At 43.1% G+C, this 15,888-nt stretch carries 13 protein-coding genes and 2 pseudogenes; 5 read left to right on the forward strand and 10 right to left on the reverse strand.

Annotated elements, in window-relative coordinates; all coding sequences use genetic code 11:
• Positions 1–404: 404 nt before the first annotated feature.
• Positions 405–1,486, forward strand: a pseudogene (locus B9J87_RS00065) (HNH endonuclease signature motif containing protein); the annotation flags it as partial.
• An 89-nt stretch (positions 1,487–1,575) separates the two neighbouring features.
• Here the strand turns inward: B9J87_RS00065 and queD are convergent.
• The gene (queD, locus tag B9J87_RS00070) at positions 1,576–1,935 is read right to left on the reverse strand and encodes a 6-carboxytetrahydropterin synthase QueD (protein ID WP_010320709.1); all 360 of its coding nucleotides are present in this window, start codon (positions 1,933–1,935) and stop codon (positions 1,576–1,578) included.
• A 305-nt stretch (positions 1,936–2,240) separates the two neighbouring features.
• Between queD and B9J87_RS00075 the strand changes: the two genes are divergently transcribed.
• The 3 genes from B9J87_RS00075 to B9J87_RS00085 all read left to right on the forward strand — a co-directional run bounded on the left by B9J87_RS00075 (position 2,241) and on the right by B9J87_RS00085 (position 5,972).
• Positions 2,241–3,872 (forward strand): methyl-accepting chemotaxis protein, encoded by a 1,632-nt coding sequence (locus B9J87_RS00075; RefSeq protein WP_017048608.1) that lies wholly within the window; start codon positions 2,241–2,243, stop codon positions 3,870–3,872.
• 153 nt (positions 3,873–4,025) lie between these two features.
• Positions 4,026–5,426: an asparagine--tRNA ligase gene (gene asnS / locus B9J87_RS00080; protein WP_026028293.1), complete on the forward strand. Its 1,401-nt coding sequence runs from the start codon at positions 4,026–4,028 to the stop codon at positions 5,424–5,426.
• A 246-nt stretch (positions 5,427–5,672) separates the two neighbouring features.
• Positions 5,673–5,972, forward strand: coding sequence for a hypothetical protein (locus tag B9J87_RS00085; RefSeq protein WP_017043621.1), 300 nt, complete (start codon positions 5,673–5,675; stop codon positions 5,970–5,972).
• A gap of 65 nt (positions 5,973–6,037) precedes the next feature.
• Here the strand turns inward: B9J87_RS00085 and B9J87_RS00090 are convergent, their stop codons facing one another.
• From B9J87_RS00090 to B9J87_RS00130, 9 genes are read right to left on the reverse strand one after another with little or no spacing between them, the layout of a single operon-like run.
• Positions 6,038–7,111 carry a protein-glutamate methylesterase/protein-glutamine glutaminase gene (locus B9J87_RS00090; protein ID WP_094149132.1) on the reverse strand — a complete coding sequence of 358 codons (1,074 nt, stop codon included), beginning with the start codon at positions 7,109–7,111 and terminating at the stop codon, positions 6,038–6,040.
• 34 nt (positions 7,112–7,145) lie between these two features.
• Positions 7,146–7,664, reverse strand: coding sequence for a chemotaxis protein CheD (locus tag B9J87_RS00095; RefSeq protein ID WP_013856765.1), 519 nt, complete (start codon positions 7,662–7,664; stop codon positions 7,146–7,148).
• Positions 7,664–8,542 carry a CheR family methyltransferase gene (locus B9J87_RS00100; protein WP_019282373.1) on the reverse strand — a complete coding sequence of 293 codons (879 nt, stop codon included), beginning with the start codon at positions 8,540–8,542 and terminating at the stop codon, positions 7,664–7,666. The genes B9J87_RS00095 and B9J87_RS00100 overlap by 1 nt, the downstream gene beginning before the upstream one ends.
• A complete protein-coding gene (locus B9J87_RS00105) occupies positions 8,526–9,074 on the reverse strand; it encodes a chemotaxis protein CheW (RefSeq protein WP_228209078.1) in 549 nt (182 codons plus the stop codon). The genes B9J87_RS00100 and B9J87_RS00105 overlap by 17 nt, the downstream gene beginning before the upstream one ends.
• Positions 9,075–9,089: 15 nt before the next feature.
• Positions 9,090–10,709: a methyl-accepting chemotaxis protein gene (locus tag B9J87_RS00110; RefSeq protein WP_094149133.1), complete on the reverse strand. Its 1,620-nt coding sequence runs from the start codon at positions 10,707–10,709 to the stop codon at positions 9,090–9,092.
• Between the two features lie 35 nt (positions 10,710–10,744).
• Positions 10,745–12,940 carry a chemotaxis protein CheA gene (locus B9J87_RS00115; protein ID WP_094149134.1) on the reverse strand — a complete coding sequence of 732 codons (2,196 nt, stop codon included), beginning with the start codon at positions 12,938–12,940 and terminating at the stop codon, positions 10,745–10,747.
• 17 nt (positions 12,941–12,957) lie between these two features.
• Entirely contained in the window at positions 12,958–13,269 is a 312-nt protein-coding gene (locus B9J87_RS00120) for an STAS domain-containing protein (RefSeq protein WP_013856760.1), read from the reverse strand.
• 9 nt (positions 13,270–13,278) lie between these two features.
• Entirely contained in the window at positions 13,279–13,662 is a 384-nt protein-coding gene (locus B9J87_RS00125; protein WP_094149135.1) for a response regulator, read from the reverse strand.
• 17 nt (positions 13,663–13,679) lie between these two features.
• The gene (locus B9J87_RS00130; RefSeq protein WP_088732503.1) at positions 13,680–14,852 is read right to left on the reverse strand and encodes a methyl-accepting chemotaxis protein; all 1,173 of its coding nucleotides are present in this window, start codon (positions 14,850–14,852) and stop codon (positions 13,680–13,682) included.
• A 432-nt stretch (positions 14,853–15,284) separates the two neighbouring features.
• On the opposite strand from B9J87_RS00130, the pseudogene B9J87_RS00135 reads away from it, so the two are divergent.
• Positions 15,285–15,888 (forward strand): annotated as a pseudogene (locus B9J87_RS00135) (metal-dependent phosphohydrolase); the annotation flags it as partial.

Raw genomic sequence — 15,888 nt, forward strand, 5'->3', positions numbered from 1 at the left:
CGATTGTTCATGAGCATTGAGAGGATTAAGCGATCAACTTTTTTGGCAATTTTATCGCACAGATATTGACTAAACGGCAGCGTGTCAGTCGCGGTAAGAAAAGAGATTGTATATATGCAGACTGCGTAGGTTTTTATGAACACCTTTTTGCACAGCCTTCTGAACGTGAGATCTCCAGCATAAATAATGAAACATCACATACATAACAAATTAAAATGCGATATAGGTTTAATTTATTGACTGAGCAAATGGTTATCTTAGTTGCGATTTAACTATCCAATGAGAAAATTATGACAACGAAAATTTCATACCTTACCCTACTGGCACTGCTTTGCTCTCCCCTTACCAGTGCGCAGACAGAAAATAGTAACGCTGAGCAACCATCAAGCCATGTGACATGTCGCGCTCACAACCTGACTCTGAATTTAACCACCGATCAATATGCTTCTGAAACAAGTTGGGAAATAAAAAACAGCCTCTCACAGGTTATTTATGCGGGTAATAATTACTCAGACTCCACATCTTATAGCCAAGAAATATGCTTATCGGATGGTGAATATCAATTCACCATCCATGACAGTTATGGTGATGGTATTTGCTGTGGCTCTGGCAATGGTCTTTATTCCTTAGCCAAAGGCTCGGAAATACTGGCCTCTGGTGGGGAATTTCAATACAATCAAACAGCTTATTACTTGGTGAATCAACACCTCCCGCTAACCATGACTATTATCAAGCCGCGATAGGAAAAACAGGTTTTGAACTAAAAACGGCCTTATACAACATCATAAAGAATCATAATAGCCGCGGTTATTCCGCAATTTGGACACTATTACAAAATGCAGACATAGATAACTACTATGAGAATGACGGTTCAATGTTAGATATCTATTCTGAGAAACCTGACAACAACGACAGTGTTAGTTTTACTAAAGTCAGCGATCAGTGTGGTCAGTATCGACGAGAAGGTGATTGTTACAATAGGGAACACTCATTTCCTAAAAGTTGGTTTGGGGGCAGCGTTGAGCCAATGAATTCCGACGGTCACCACTTGTTTGCCACTGATGGTTTTGTCAATGCAAAACGCAGTAACTGGCCATTTGGCGAAGTTGGTCATATCACTTATACCTCAAGTAATGGTTCAAAACTTGGCAGTGCAAGCAATACGCTAGGTTATAATGGCACCGTATTTGAGCCTATTGATGAATTTAAAGGCGATCTAGCGCGCGCCTATTTTTACATGGCAACCCGCTACGAGAACCGTATCGGCAGCTGGCAAGGAAATACTGACAACGCTGATGCCATACTTGATGGTACTAGTACCGTGGTTTTTGAAGCTTGGGCTCTGGCTATGCTAAAGCGTTGGCACCAAGAAGATCCTGTGAGTGCTAAAGAACGCCAGCGCAATGACGCCGTTTATCAATTTCAAGGTAACCGGAATCCCTATATCGATCATCCTGAATATGTAAGCCAAATTTGGGGTCATTAGGCTCTTTATATTGGGTAAGTAGATAGGCGCGATAGTAGTGCCTATCTACTTGTTATTTATTGTTTGTTGCTGGGAATGGTCTGCTGGTATTAACCTTTATAAATACAACCCGCCGTGCAGGTTTCTTTAATTTCAACTTTGCTGAGCAGTGGTAAGCTTGGCTTTAATTGTTGCCAAATCCATTTCGCAAGCACTTCACTGGTTGGGTTCTCTAACCCTTCAATGTCATTCAAGTAATAGTGATCTAAACGATCATAAATAGGTTTAAATATCGCTTTAATTTCAGAAAAATCAATCACCCAACCAGTATGAGGATCGACCTCACCTTCTACATACAGACGAACTAAAAAAGAGTGCCCATGTAAACGGCCGCACTTATGCCCTGCAGGTACATGAGGTAAACGATGCGCGGCTTCAAACATAAACTCTTTGTATAATTCTGTTTTCATCTTGGTTCTCAAGCTTTTAAAAGAGAGGCAATACTAAGGAATATAGACTCACGAAACAAGTTTCTAGGCAGCTTTGTTTACATTGCAAGACAGATGAAACCGTACAATTTATCACGGTGATACAACGGAAAATCTCACGCCTTTGAGTGATATTTTAAGCATTAATAGGGAATCATGACGTGCCACATCACATTTGTTAAACCTATAGTATGTATAGGGTCACACTCCAAAGACTACAACTTTTGCACTAGTGCATATTAACGCTATATTTACACTGTCACCCTCTCAATAATAATAAAATTATCATGAACTCAACAATTACGTCTAAATTGCTACTTACGCTCATCACCGTTTTTGCTTTTGTATTAACGGTGTCAACGAGCTATCAATATATACAACAACGTGACCTGCTCAATTCGGTGTTGAGCGAGCAGTTACACGATAAAGCGAGTAACTACTTTGATAGCCTCAATATGATGATGTTGACTGGTACCATGGCTCAGAAAGAGACCTTACGCCAAAAGGCACTCGCGCAAGATGGTATTGAACAGGTGCGAGTATTACGTTCAGAGGCGGTCAGTAAACTTTATGGTCCTGGAAAAGAAAATCAACAGCCAATGGACGAGATAGATAAACGCGCACTGGCCGGGGAAACCGTCATTGAACCATTCAATGCTTCCTGGGGGAAAGGATTGGTCGTCGCCTTACCGATGAAATCAAGCCTAGATTACCGAGGCACAAACTGCGTATCTTGTCATATGGCGGAAGAAGGAACCGTTTTAGGAGCTATTCGTCTTGAATATAACCTGAGCCATGTAAACCAAATGATCAGTACTCACACTGTCATTGCCGTTATTATTATGGCTTCCATTGCCTTTATCGGATTTATGATCACGCTTTTTTTGATCCGCAAGATGATTGTTCGCCCTATCCAGCATACGTCACGATTCATGTGTGAAATCAGTAAGAGCAAAGATTTATCAAAACGACTTATCAGCACCAAAAAAGATGAACTCGGACAACTCGCGGTCTCCATCAACTCTTTAATGGACACGGTTTCGGACAGTTTGGCAAAAGTGCAAGAGACCTCTCATTCGCTTGCCGATTCAGCAAACCAGTTAACCGACGTAGCACAAACAACCAACCAAGCGGCAAAAAATCAGCAGCGTGAAACCTCTGACGTCCAGCTCAATATTGAAGAGATGCAATCTCAACAACAGACGGTTAATCAAGCTACCGTTGATGCATCAAAGCTTATCAAACATACCGCTAATGTCGCTCAACAAAGTGCACAGCAAGCACATACAGCTAGCGCAGATATCAAAGGTTTGGTAAGCGATATCGAGTCCGTGAAAGATAAAATTTCTGAACTTAATAATCAGACAGGGCTGGTTTCCTCCATTCTTGAAACGATTAAAAGTATCGCCGAACAAACTAATTTGCTGGCTTTAAACGCGGCGATTGAAGCAGCACGAGCGGGTGAACAAGGAAGAGGCTTTGCGGTCGTGGCCGATGAAGTGCGAAAACTCGCCTCACGAACAGCAGAAGCGACTGGAAACATTGAGAAAATCATCGCTCAATTCCAACGTGACAGTGAAACATCGCTCGCCTCAGTTGATTTGGTCTGCTCACATGCGCATCAACGTTCAAATGAAGTCGAAGTTTTATCTTCCGCAATGAGTAATGCCGTACAAGAGATGCAGCAGGTGCTTGATCATGCAAACAATATTCAAGATCAAACACGAACGACCACACAAGTCAGCCAAGAAATTCAAGGGAAGATCGAAGTCATTACTCGACATGCTGATGATACGTCTCAATCGGCAACGCAAACCCGAGAAATCAGCGTCAATTTAAAACAGCTATCGCAGCGCTTAGAAACATTGATGAATCAATTTACGCTTTCTGCTAAGAATTCGGCTACGAATCGACAATAAAGGTTGATGCGAACGAATTGACAGGTAATATGTGCCATTGAATTAAAAAGTAATAAGCAACCCAATGTTTCGCTTGTTTTTGTCCACTTTATAGAGTGAGAATACCTTTGAACATTGGGTTGAATTTTTACCTCAATGGAGACTATATCAAACATGACTTACGCGCCTGTAACAGACGTATTGAGCGGTAAGCTAGCCGTTGACAGTGAAGTGACTGTCCGAGGCTGGATTCGTTCTCGTCGTGATTCCAAAGCTGGGATCTCTTTTCTTGCCATTTATGACGGCTCTTGTTTCGACCCGATTCAGGCCGTGGTCCCTAATAATCTGAATAATTACAATGACGAAGTGCTAAAGCTCACTACTGGCTGCTCTGTCGAAGTAACAGGTAAGATTGTTGAGTCCCCTGCTTCTGGTCAAGCATTTGAACTTGCAGCAACTGAGGTGAAGGTTGTTGGCTGGGTTGAAGATGCTGAAACCTACCCAATGGCAAAAACTCGCCATTCAATTGAATATCTTCGTGAAGTGGCGCATCTTCGCCCACGTACCAACGTGATTGGCGCAGTGGCTCGTGTACGCAACTCCCTTTCTCAAGCCATCCACCGCTTTTACCACGAGCAAGGTTATTTCTGGATGTCAGCGCCGCTGATTACCGCTTCTGATGCAGAAGGTGCGGGTGAGATGTTCCGTGTTTCAACGCTGGATTTCGCTAACCTTCCTCGTACTGAGCAAGGCAATGTCGATTTCAATGAAGACTTCTTCGGCAAAGAGACATTTCTTACAGTTTCAGGACAGTTAAATGCCGAAGCGTATGCTTGTGCATTAAGCAAAGTGTACACTTTTGGCCCAACGTTCCGTGCTGAAAATTCAAACACGAGCCGCCACCTTGCAGAATTTTGGATGGTAGAGCCAGAAGTCGCGTTTGCTGATCTAAACGATGTCGCGAAACTGGCTGAAGATATGCTGAAGTATGTCTTCAAAGCCGTTCTTGAAGAACGTCGTGATGACCTTGAGTTTTTTGCTTCGCGTATCGACAAAGAGGCAATTACTCGTCTTGAGCAGTTCGTTAATTCAGATTTTGCGCAAGTAGACTATACCGATGCTGTGAAGATCCTAATCGATTCAGGCCGTAAGTTTGAATTTGATGTTGAATGGGGCATTGATCTTTCTTCTGAACACGAGCGCTTCCTTGCTGAAGAGCACTTCAAAGCGCCTGTGATCGTCAAGAACTACCCTAAAGACATTAAAGCATTTTACATGCGTCTAAACGACGATGGTAAAACTGTCGCTGCAATGGATGTTCTTGCCCCAGGTATTGGTGAAATCATCGGTGGCTCTCAACGTGAAGAACGTTTAGATGTTCTTGATGCGCGTATGATTGAAATGGGCATTGATCCTGAACACATGAGTTGGTATCGCGACTTACGTCGTTACGGTACTGTACCGCACGCGGGTTTCGGCCTTGGCTTTGAGCGCTTAGTATCCTATGTGACCGGTATGGGCAACGTGCGTGATGTGATTCCTTTCCCACGTACACCACGCTCTGCAAACTTCTAAAAATCAAACACGATTTTTGTAAAAACCACCGACGTTAAACTCGGTGGTTTTTTTATTTCCCCAACAATCAGTGTTCACTCTCAATAACAATAGAATGAATTTCAAATAAACATGAGATCAAAATCACCTCAATTTCATCTTCCTTTGTTACATTTAGTTCAATTACATGATCATGTTCACTCTATTGTGCTATGCAACCGAGTTACATTAACCACGTATTCAGATCGATCCATGGCGAGAATTTATATGAAAAAAAATGATGTAGATAATTTGCAGTACAATGGTGAAACAAACGGTGTTCATGGCTGGATGACCCCTTCTGGTCAACCTTACTACTGGCATCCTGATTGGCTTCATATCGCAGAAGATGCTACTGGCTTAAAGCCTAAACAAGCGTTAGATGTGGCAGAAAATGAGCAAGCAACAAAAAAACATGCCGTGTCGGCTATTTTGAAGCATATCAATCAATGGGCTTCAGAAAAGCTCGCCGAACACCCTGAAATAGAAACCGAAGCCATCGAATCTCAAATTGGCTTAAAAAAGTAACTACTACGACTTGTTGGGAGCGTCTCAACAAGTCGGTTTCAACTAAAAATAAATGAAGATCTAATCTACAAGTGCCTCGATGAAGCTCGTTGCAATATTTCCTGCGCTATTTGATTGAGTGGTAGCACCGAACAAGCACCACCACGTTCGATTGCCTCTTTAGGCATACCAAAAACGATACAGCTTGCTTCATCTTGTGCAACTGTATAGGCACCGCTCTCTTTCAACTCATGCAAACCTCGTGCGCCATCATCCCCCATTCCCGTCAAAATAAAACCGACAGCGTTAGAGCCTGCATGTTTTGCTGCTGAGCGAAAAAGTACATCGACTGATGGTTTATGCCTGTTAACTGCGGGGCCATCTTTGATTTCGACTTGATAATGTGCACCACTTCGATTCAGTTGCATGTGACGGCCACCCGGAGCGATCAATGCCAACCCCGGAAGAACTCGGTCGCCATTCTTTGCTTCCCTGACCTCGATTTGACAAAGCCCATTGAGCCGGTCAGCAAACATCGCAGTAAATTTTTCGGGCATATGTTGCACGATAACAATCCCCGGAGAGACTGCTGGCAATGCTGTTAAGATCGCTTCTAAAGCTTGTGTCCCACCTGTAGATGTGCCGATCACGACCACTTTTTGTGTGGTTTTCAATGTTAATGTCGGGTGATTCGGATTCGGCATTGTTTGCTGTACTTTCTTGAGTATATGAGGTTTGGGTTTAACAATATTTTCTAGCTTTGCTTGTGCAGCGGCGCGCACCGCACTTAACATTTCCTGCCGACTTTCTTGTAGAAAATCTTTCAACCCTGCTTTGGGTTTAGTGATAATCGTCAACGCACCCGCTTGCAATGCTTGCATAGTCACTTCCGCGCCACGTTCCGTCAGTGTAGAACAAATGATGACTGGCGTCGGATGCTCCGCCATCAGTTGCTTGAGAAACGTAATTCCATCCATACGAGGCATTTCTACATCTAAGATAATCACATCTGGCCATTGAACAGCCATTTTTTTTTGAGCGAATATGGGATCAGAAGCAGGAGTAAGCACTTCAATATCAGGTTCATTACTCAACAAAGCGCTGATCACTTGCCGAACAACCGCGGAGTCATCCACGATTAATACTTTTATTTTTTTCATGTAATGCCTCTATAAGTCGACACTCAATGGCTGATTAATAAGCTACCTCTCTTGCAGAAGATCGCCCATATTGAACCCAAACATCACCATTTTGGACATCAAAAAATACTTTACGATAACGCTTTCCACCCACATCATTGCGGCTTACTTGAAAACCGTGCTCTTTCAGTAACTGCATACCCAGTCGCACATTTTGTTGTGCAACATTTATCGAAGCGACTTTGCTGTAGTGACCTGCAAACATAGTGCTACCTCCAAATACTTTAACAACACATTCCTTAGGATTGATTTGATGTCGTCGACACTGAAGGGAAAAGTACGCCACAACATCGCTAGCATAATAGCCTTCAGGTTGTTTGGCCTCTTCACCTAGGGCGGATCGCTGGCTCAACAGATAATGGCACATACCCACTAACTGCGTTTTTGGATGCCATAACGTAATGGCAACGCACGAACCCAGCAGCGTATGAATCCAACCTCTGTGATGACCAAAGAATATCTCGCCAGGCATCAAGTTCAGAGCCTCTGTTTTAGGTAAAAATTCGTTCGCCATTAATCACGAATCCCTCGTTTTTGATAGATAGACGGCTGCAGTAATTGCAAGTCATCGCAGTTGAGTCCGTTTAATGTTTCAGAGTGGCCTATTAATAAAATACCGCCACTTTTTAATCGGTTCGTAACGTTACTGATGACTCTTTGTTTGGTATTTTGATCAAAATAAATCATAACATTACGTAAAAAAATAAGATCAAAGTGACCAAGTTCATCCAACTGATTTTGTAAGTTCGCTAATCCGAATTTTACTTTTTTCCTTAATGAATTAACAATTTTCAATGTGTCATGCTTGGTATCAATGCCTTTTCGGCAATACGTCTTGAGATAGGCTTTCGGTATATGTTCATGGCGTAGCATCGGATAAATACCTTGTGATGCAATTTGCAACACTTGACTATTGATATCGGTACCAACTATTTGCCATTCTCCTTGGTAACGGCTGTCTAATAACATTGCCAGAGAATAAGCCTCTTCACCTGTCGAGCTTGCTGCGCTCCAGCAACGGATCTGTTTTTTACCCCATACAGTGAAGAGATGGTGCTGGATATAAGCAAAATGGGCCTCTTCTCTGAAAAAGTACGTTTCATTGGTGGTCAGCAAATTGATGGCTCGTTGCTGTTCAAGTTTGCGTACTTGCTGATCGCTAAATTTCGTCAAATACTCAAAATACTCCCGATATGAACTTATACCGAGCTCTCTTAAGCGCCCGCTTAAACGCCCAACCACCAACGCTTTCTTACTGGGTGTTAGTGCAATACCTGCAGATTGATATATCCAGCCACGATACAACTCAAAGTCCGCATCACTGATGATGGACATTTGCTCCATGGCTGAATTCCCAAGTTGCTGAGATTTGTGCTTAACTTGCAAGTTCATTCTGCTCTTTGACCTGTTCCATCATGGCCAACTCTTCAACAGATAGGACTTTATCCTCCGCTAAAATAATGACAAACTCTTCATCGAATTGAGCCATACCACAAATAAATTCGGTCCGGATCTTGGTACCAAAATTAGGGGCAGGCCTCATAAACTTACTTGATATTTCAATGACTTCAGAAACACTGTCAACCATAACACCTAGGTCTTGACGCTGTTCTTCATTCGTCACTTCGATAATGACAACACAAGTCTTTTTATTCACTTCTTGCGGTTTAAGATAAAAACGCCGAGCTAGGTTGACGACAGGTACCACTTCACCACGCAAGTTAATAATGCCTTGAATGTAGTCAGGCATCATTGGCACCTGAGTTACTTTGCCATACTCTAATATTTCCTTAACATGCAAAATCGCAAAGGCGTACATTTCACCATTGAGCTGAAATGTTAAGTACTGTTGATCTTGTGCTAATTCTGTATTGGACTTAGCCAATATCATCGAGTTAGCCTCAACCGGGATAAGATTAGCCACATTCACCTCCAGCCACTAAAAGCGCACATACTCAGGTTCATCGTCCATAGAGACAAACGCAACATCTTTCTTCTGTTTAGGGCGTTGCTGCTCGTGGTGAACTGAAGATTTATTTGCTGCTTCACGGCGATTATTTTCTGTTTTGAAGAAGGTCATTAGTTGCTGGAGCTGCTGTGCTTGGCTGCTCATCTCTTCAGAGGTCGACGCAAGCTCTTCTGATGCGGAAGCACTTTGTTGCGTGATACTGTTGAGCTGTTCCATCGCTTGGTTAATTTGTGTTGCTCCGGTTGCTTGTTCCATTGAAGCTGCGTTGATCTCTTGTACTAAATCGGATGTTCTTTGAATAGAAGGCACCATTTCATCCAGCAGTTTTCCGGCTTGTTCCGCTAAACCAACGCTATTTTTAGCAACCTCACCAATTTCTTGAGAAGCAACCTGACTGCGCTCTGCCAATTTTCGGACTTCGGCAGCCACCACTGCAAAACCTTTACCATGCTCGCCAGCTCTAGCAGCTTCGATTGCGGCGTTGAGCGCAAGTAAGTTAGTTTGATAAGCGATATCATCAATAATACCAATTTTCTCAGCTATCGATTTCATCGCTAACACGGTTTTAGCTACCGCTTCTCCACCTTCTTTCGCTTCTTTAGCCGCTTTACCTGCCATGCTATCGGTCACTTTCGCATTTTCAGTGTTTTGCGCGATTGAGGCTGACATCTGCTCTACCGACGAGGTAGTCTGTTCAACACTGGCCGCTTGTTCGCTCGCCCCTTGACTTAAGTTCTGAGCGGTAGCTGAAACTTCTTCGGATGCCGAAGCCAATGCATTACTTGAGCTATTCACTTCACCTACGATATCTGACAACTTGGCCACCATTTTTTGCATGGCTTCAAGCAAGCGACCCAATTCATCGCCTGACGTCGCTTCAATTTTACCTGTTAAATCACCCACAGCGAGTCGGTTAGCCAGCGCCACTGCTTGCTCTAAAGGATTACAGATCCCGCGGATCAAGGTAACCGCAAATCCAATACCAAACAGTAGCCCCAATATAATTGATCCAATGGCTATCATTTGTAGGTTGTCATAAAGCTCAACCTCATGGTTATAAACATTCTGCGCTTCATTAGATTGCAGCTGAATTAATGCATTTACTGTTTTTTCAACGGGTGCATAGAGTGGGCGTACTTTATCAACCGCAAGGCGAGTCGCTTCATCAATGTCTAAACGTCGCAAAGCATCAATGGTGGGCTGTAGAGCTTGCTCAACAAAGACTTTATTTTGTTCTTCAAATTGTGTTGCTAATTCAGCCTCCTCCTTGGTTAATTTAGTTAACTTGTATTTGCCCCATTTGTCATCAATCACTTTGAGGTGGTTCTCAACCGTCTCAATCTGAGCACGAATAATATCCGCTTCTGGGTACAGTTGTGAGAAAGCCAGCGCTATACGATTGCTCAGAAGACGAGATTTAATGTCACCGATAGACAGTGCTGGTACGGTTCGGTCATAGTAGACCGTTTCTAGCCCATGCAGTGTTTTTTGCATGCCATAAAGCCCGAGTGATCCGACCACAATGAGTAACAAACTTAAGATGCCAACTAGCATACTTAGTTTGAATTTAACTGAAATATTTTTAAACATAGCCTATTCCTTTCTGACGATGTAATTGAGCCAAGTTAGTGCATTGCCAATAAGCGATGCTTCGACTCTTCCTTCATAATATGTTGCGATAAACTGGCGATATCTAAGATAAGAGCAATATCCCCGCTGCCCAAAATAGTCGAACCGCTGATTCCTTTAACCCGTGAAAAAATCGGCCCAAGTGGCTTAATTACGGTTTGTAATTCCCCCAACAAATTATCCACGATCAAACCAGCACTTTGCCCCGCACTACTGACCACCACCACATTTTGGCGTTTTGAGCGACGCGCAGTGAGGTTAAATTGCACTCTTAAATCAATTAAAGGCAGCACTTGTCCCCTGAGATTAATATAAGGTTTGCCTTGGCCATCTTTGAGCCACTGGTCATCAAGTTCGACGCATTCTTGAACGGCATCCAATGGCACAACGAAGGTTTCGCTACTCACTTCAATTAGGAAACCATCAATGATCGCGAGTGTGAGCGGCAATACAATGCGGATAGTTGTTCCTCGATTAAGTAGGCTGTGAATCTCTACTCGACCTCGCAAATCAGTAATATTTCGCTTCACTACGTCCATACCGACACCACGCCCTGAAATATTGGAAACCTGCTGGGCCGTTGAAAAGCCGGGCTCAAAAATGAGCTGAAAAATCTCGTCATCGGTCACGAGTTGGTTTTCATCAAGTAGCCCTTTTTCAATCGCTTTTGCGCGCAATTTTTCGCTGTTGAGCCCTTTTCCGTCATCGCTCACATCGATCACTATATTGCCTGAGTCATGGTAAGCATTGAGCGTGATGGTGCCGTGAGAAGGTTTACCATTTGCGACACGCTCTTCCTCTGTTTCAATGCCGTGGTCAATCGCATTGCGCACTAAATGCATTAAAGGATCGCCAATTTTTTCAATCACTGATTTATCTAATTCGGTATCCGCACCGGTAATCGTGAGATGAATACTTTTGTTTAGCTCCTTCGCCATATCACGAACAACGCGTTGAAAACGGGCAAATGTCGCACCGATAGCCACCATTCTAAGCTGTAGTGCCGCGTCTCTGACTTCTTCGAGAAGGCCATTAAGCCGTGCAACAGATTCAATCATTACATTTTCGCCAATTAGCTCCGCCTGTAATGCACTGCCGGCACCTGCGGTGACCAATTCCCCGACTAAATTAATTAAGGTATCTAACTTTTCAGCATCCACTCGCAAGCTTTTTTGCTCTTTGGTTAGCGCCTCTCGGGCTTTACTTTGTTTATCGACCGCCGCATTGAGTACGGGTGCTAATTGAGCATCAGCCTGAGTGATAATTTCTCCTATGGGTATCGCGTCCGAACTCGCTTCTCGCTGCTCACTTTGTTGCTGCAATGCACGCTTCAATTCAGTCTCAGTGAGTGCGCCACAACGAACTAATATTTCGCCAATTCTATAATTTTCATCGGGCATTGATTGAATGTGATCAATGAAGTCACCCACTTTGGCACTGGGTGGAAAGATGCGAACGTCACCTTCTTCACGAATGAATTCAAACACGTCTTCGATTTGTTGTTTAGACGCCGGCGAATAGAAACGCAGTTCAAAACCCAAATAACAACATTCCGGATCAAAGTTGTGCCAATCAGGTAATTTTCGGTCGACAGCCTCGATATAAATAACCTCTCCCAGCGTAGTTAAATAAGAAAGAAAAGAGAGCGGATCCATACCATCTTGGAATGCATGAAGCGGGAAAGTTAAAGAGATATGCCAGCAGAAATTGTCGAGCGCGGTGTGATCAGGTTCAGATTCCGTGGCTGGTGAATGACTTTCTGGCTCAGATTGACCTAAAAACTCAGACAATCGGGCTCCTAAGCGCTGTCCGGTAACGTCATCTTCTGATGACTCTTGCCCCGTTTGAGCATCATCAATCAAGCTCACCATGTGATCGCGGCACTCAAGCAACAAGGAAATATGCTTTTCATGCAACTTAAGTTGTTCTGAGCGCAATAAATCAAGCAAGCTTTCTACTTTATGAGTAAAACGAACGATCTCATTTAAGTTAAATATCCCTGCTGAGCCTTTTACAGTATGCGCTGCTCGGAAAATTGCGTTTAATCGCTCATTTAAACCATCAAGATTCCCGCTATCCAGTTCAAGAAGGTCAGATTCCATCCCTTCAAGCAACTCCCTGCTCTCATTAAAATAAGTTTGGAGCGCCGCAGCCATCATTTCGTCCATAGTATCTCCCTGGGGCTTCGTCATTAGCTTGTCACTTTGTCTTATTGTGAACTCGAAAGAACGATAGGGTCATGAAACCATCCCACTAGCCCCAGTTTACCCAGCACATCCACCACGACTTCACTATGATGAATCAGTTCACATCCCTGTTCTATTCTTGCTTTTTTAAATGCCATCAATACTTGTACGCAACTGCTGTCCAGAGCAGTGACTTGGGAAAGTTCAATGGCGATCTTCTCGCTATGAGACACAAAAGGGGTCAGCTGCTCAAACAAATTTCGAGCCTCATAAATCGTCAGTTCACCGTCAAGTTTTAACATTAATTGCTCATCGGTTTGGTGTGGAGTCAGCATAATCCCCCCTTAGACTTGGATCAGTTTTGCTACGGCGGCAAGCATCTGTTCAGGTGCAAAGGGTTTTACAACCCAAGCTTTCGCACCCGCAGCACGACCCTGTTCTTTCTTCGATGCCTCAGATTCAGTTGTGAGCATAATCACCGGCGTAAATTTTGTGTCTGGCCTTTGCTTCAGCTCTTTAAGTAAGGTAATGCCATCCATATTCGGCATATTTACGTCGCTGATGACCAAATGAACACGGTTCCCGGCCAATTTGGATAGTGCATCTTTACCATCATGAGCTTCGATCGTCTGATAGCCTGCTCCTTTTAAGGTCATACTCACAACCTGCCGAATTGAAGCCGAATCATCTACAACAAGTACCGTTTTGTTCATCACAGAGTTCCTCATTTATTCATTTACGGTTCTCAAAAGAAAGTAATGTCCGTGCTAGTCACCTTGCTTTTCACCTCAGTAACCTTACCTTTGTGGCTTTCATGTTGTTCTATCATGGTGTAGTTCTTGGTCATTTTTTCCAGCCATTTTTGCGGGGATAATTCGCCTGCGATCGCATGATTGCTGTCTTGTTTGAGCAGCTCTAATGAGTCACTGAGTTCTTTGAGATTGGTGCTGATTTGCTCTAATATTTGGCTTACTCGGTCTTGAAATTGCAATTTCACAATCACACTACTGATTGTTTCCTTCACCGAAAATGCATCTTCTTTTAACCGCTCAGACTGTTGCTGTAAGGTTTGTGCCATATCTTGGAAGTGGTTAATGACATAATCGATACGCTGCTCGGTTTGTTCCATTTGTTCACTCTCAGCCGCAATAGCCATTTCAGCCGTCTTAAATGTAGTATTAATCGCATCACTGACAACGTTCACTTTCTCCGTCATGCTGCTAGCGATCTCCCTTGAACGCTGTGAGAGGTTTCGCACTTCATCGGCCACCACTGCAAAACCTCGACCGGCCTCGCCTGCTCTGGCTGACTCAATGGCAGCATTAAGTGCTAATAAGTTGGTTTTTTCAGCAATGCCCACCACATCGGTTGCCATTTTTTTTAAATCGACTGTGTATTGATCAAGGCTGCGCATTTCATCAAGCATATGCTCTCTTGTCTTTTGGCTTTCTCTAAGCTCATCAACCGCTTTAGAAAGCATCGCTCGACAACGCTCAATTTCGCTCATTAAATTACGATCATCTTTTAAGGTTGAGCCTTGCGAGAAGGAGAGTGCTTGTGAAAGCTGCGTGACAAGATCACCAAATTGCTGGCTCAGTTGAGTAACAGAATCGGTAAGTTGCACATTGGCTAAATCAATATGACGAGACCACACTGGCAGAGATTGAGCAAAGAGAGGCTCTAAAGAATGATATCCATCCAGTTGGATCTCTTGTGTTTGAGAAAGGTGTTCAATCGTCTTTTTTTGAGCTTTGACTTGGGAAATGAAGGATTCGTAATTCCAAATTGCATAGCTAACACTAGCAAAAGTAACAAATAATAGAGCCCAAACACCAAAATGTGTTGGCTGTGGCATAAGAGCAACTATCGACAATAGCACTAAGGGCACGTAAACACGTACCAGCCTAATGAGGAGCATGATTTATTATCCTTTAGCCATAAAACACTGACGAAAGCTATGACGTTATGTAAGAAGTTGTTATGCAACGCCTAGAGCTCATAACTAAAGATAGGAAAGCTTGGAGGAATCTGCAATGTAGTCGGTAGATGTAATTTTACTTTTGTTGTGTTAACTAATTTTAAACAGTCCACTCTTATCAATCAGAGTAATGATTGACTTTCGTTAAGTTCGGCTGAGTAACGTCATTGAGCCCTCTCCTCTGTTCTCATAACATGACGCACTGATCGGATCACATGGGCTTTATTTTATTTAGCTATCTTTCCTAGAAATACATCACTAGAATCCATCGCTTTTCTGATCCTCCGCACATCGGTTAATTACGAAAACACAACATTGAACGAATTTAATCACCTAAACTTAAGCATCACATACTGTAATGAAATCAAATTCATGAATAATACCAAGCGAAACAACAGCCAACTCACCGCACTGCTCTACCTCTTAGCTGCGCTGCTATTTGCCACCTATGGCGGGCGTATCTGTCCGATGTTGTCCAGTTTAAGTGCATTAGAAATCACAGCCCATGTGACAATTAGCGTATTTTGTGCATGGGTAATGCGTCGATACCTCTTTACTCACCACCAGTGGGCAAAAACAGAACAGTACGCAAAACTCGATAGTGTTTTGTTTTTTCTTGTCAGTATTCCACTCGCTCTTTATTACAATCAGCACTATCAATTCACTATCGATAGCAATGTAAAAATTCTATTTGGTTTAACACTGTTTGGTTTCTTTACCGGAAGCTTATTACAACTCATCGCTAAACGAGCTCAATATCGCCAGCACGCAGTACAATTGAATCGTCAACAACTCCAAGGTGAAAGGCATTCGATTGTTAAGCAGATGATCGGGTTAATGATGCTGATGATCATCACTCTGACAGCCACACTCACCATGGTCGCGGTGAAAGATCTTTTTTGGCTTGAACATAACCCTGCCAGTTTAATCAATGGACATGGCAAGATAAGTATTATTAAAGAGTTTATTTATGTTT

The organism is Vibrio sp. V19_P1S1T109, from assembly GCF_002241375.1.
GTDB lineage: Bacteria > Pseudomonadota > Gammaproteobacteria > Enterobacterales > Vibrionaceae > Vibrio > Vibrio anguillarum.

Excerpts from the sequence above, each read along its gene's own strand:
- queD (WP_010320709.1), bottom strand. The coding sequence starts at position 1,935 with ATGAAAACAGAATTATACAAAGAGTTTATGTTTGAAGCCGCGCATCGT.
- B9J87_RS00090 (WP_094149132.1), bottom strand. The coding sequence starts at position 7,111 with ATGAAAAAAATAAAAGTATTAATCGTGGATGACTCCGCGGTTGTTCGG.
- B9J87_RS00115 (WP_094149134.1), bottom strand. The coding sequence starts at position 12,940 with ATGACGAAGCCCCAGGGAGATACTATGGACGAAATGATGGCTGCGGCG.
- B9J87_RS00100 (WP_019282373.1), bottom strand. The coding sequence starts at position 8,542 with ATGAACTTGCAAGTTAAGCACAAATCTCAGCAACTTGGGAATTCAGCC.
- B9J87_RS00075 (WP_017048608.1), top strand. The coding sequence starts at position 2,241 with ATGAACTCAACAATTACGTCTAAATTGCTACTTACGCTCATCACCGTT.
- B9J87_RS00095 (WP_013856765.1), bottom strand. The coding sequence starts at position 7,664 with ATGGCGAACGAATTTTTACCTAAAACAGAGGCTCTGAACTTGATGCCT.
- B9J87_RS00120 (WP_013856760.1), bottom strand. The coding sequence starts at position 13,269 with ATGCTGACTCCACACCAAACCGATGAGCAATTAATGTTAAAACTTGAC.
- B9J87_RS00125 (WP_094149135.1), bottom strand. The coding sequence starts at position 13,662 with ATGAGGAACTCTGTGATGAACAAAACGGTACTTGTTGTAGATGATTCG.
- B9J87_RS00110 (WP_094149133.1), bottom strand. The coding sequence starts at position 10,709 with ATGTTTAAAAATATTTCAGTTAAATTCAAACTAAGTATGCTAGTTGGC.
- B9J87_RS00085 (WP_017043621.1), top strand. The coding sequence starts at position 5,673 with ATGAAAAAAAATGATGTAGATAATTTGCAGTACAATGGTGAAACAAAC.
- B9J87_RS00130 (WP_088732503.1), bottom strand. The coding sequence starts at position 14,852 with ATGCTCCTCATTAGGCTGGTACGTGTTTACGTGCCCTTAGTGCTATTG.
- asnS (WP_026028293.1), top strand. The coding sequence starts at position 4,026 with ATGACTTACGCGCCTGTAACAGACGTATTGAGCGGTAAGCTAGCCGTT.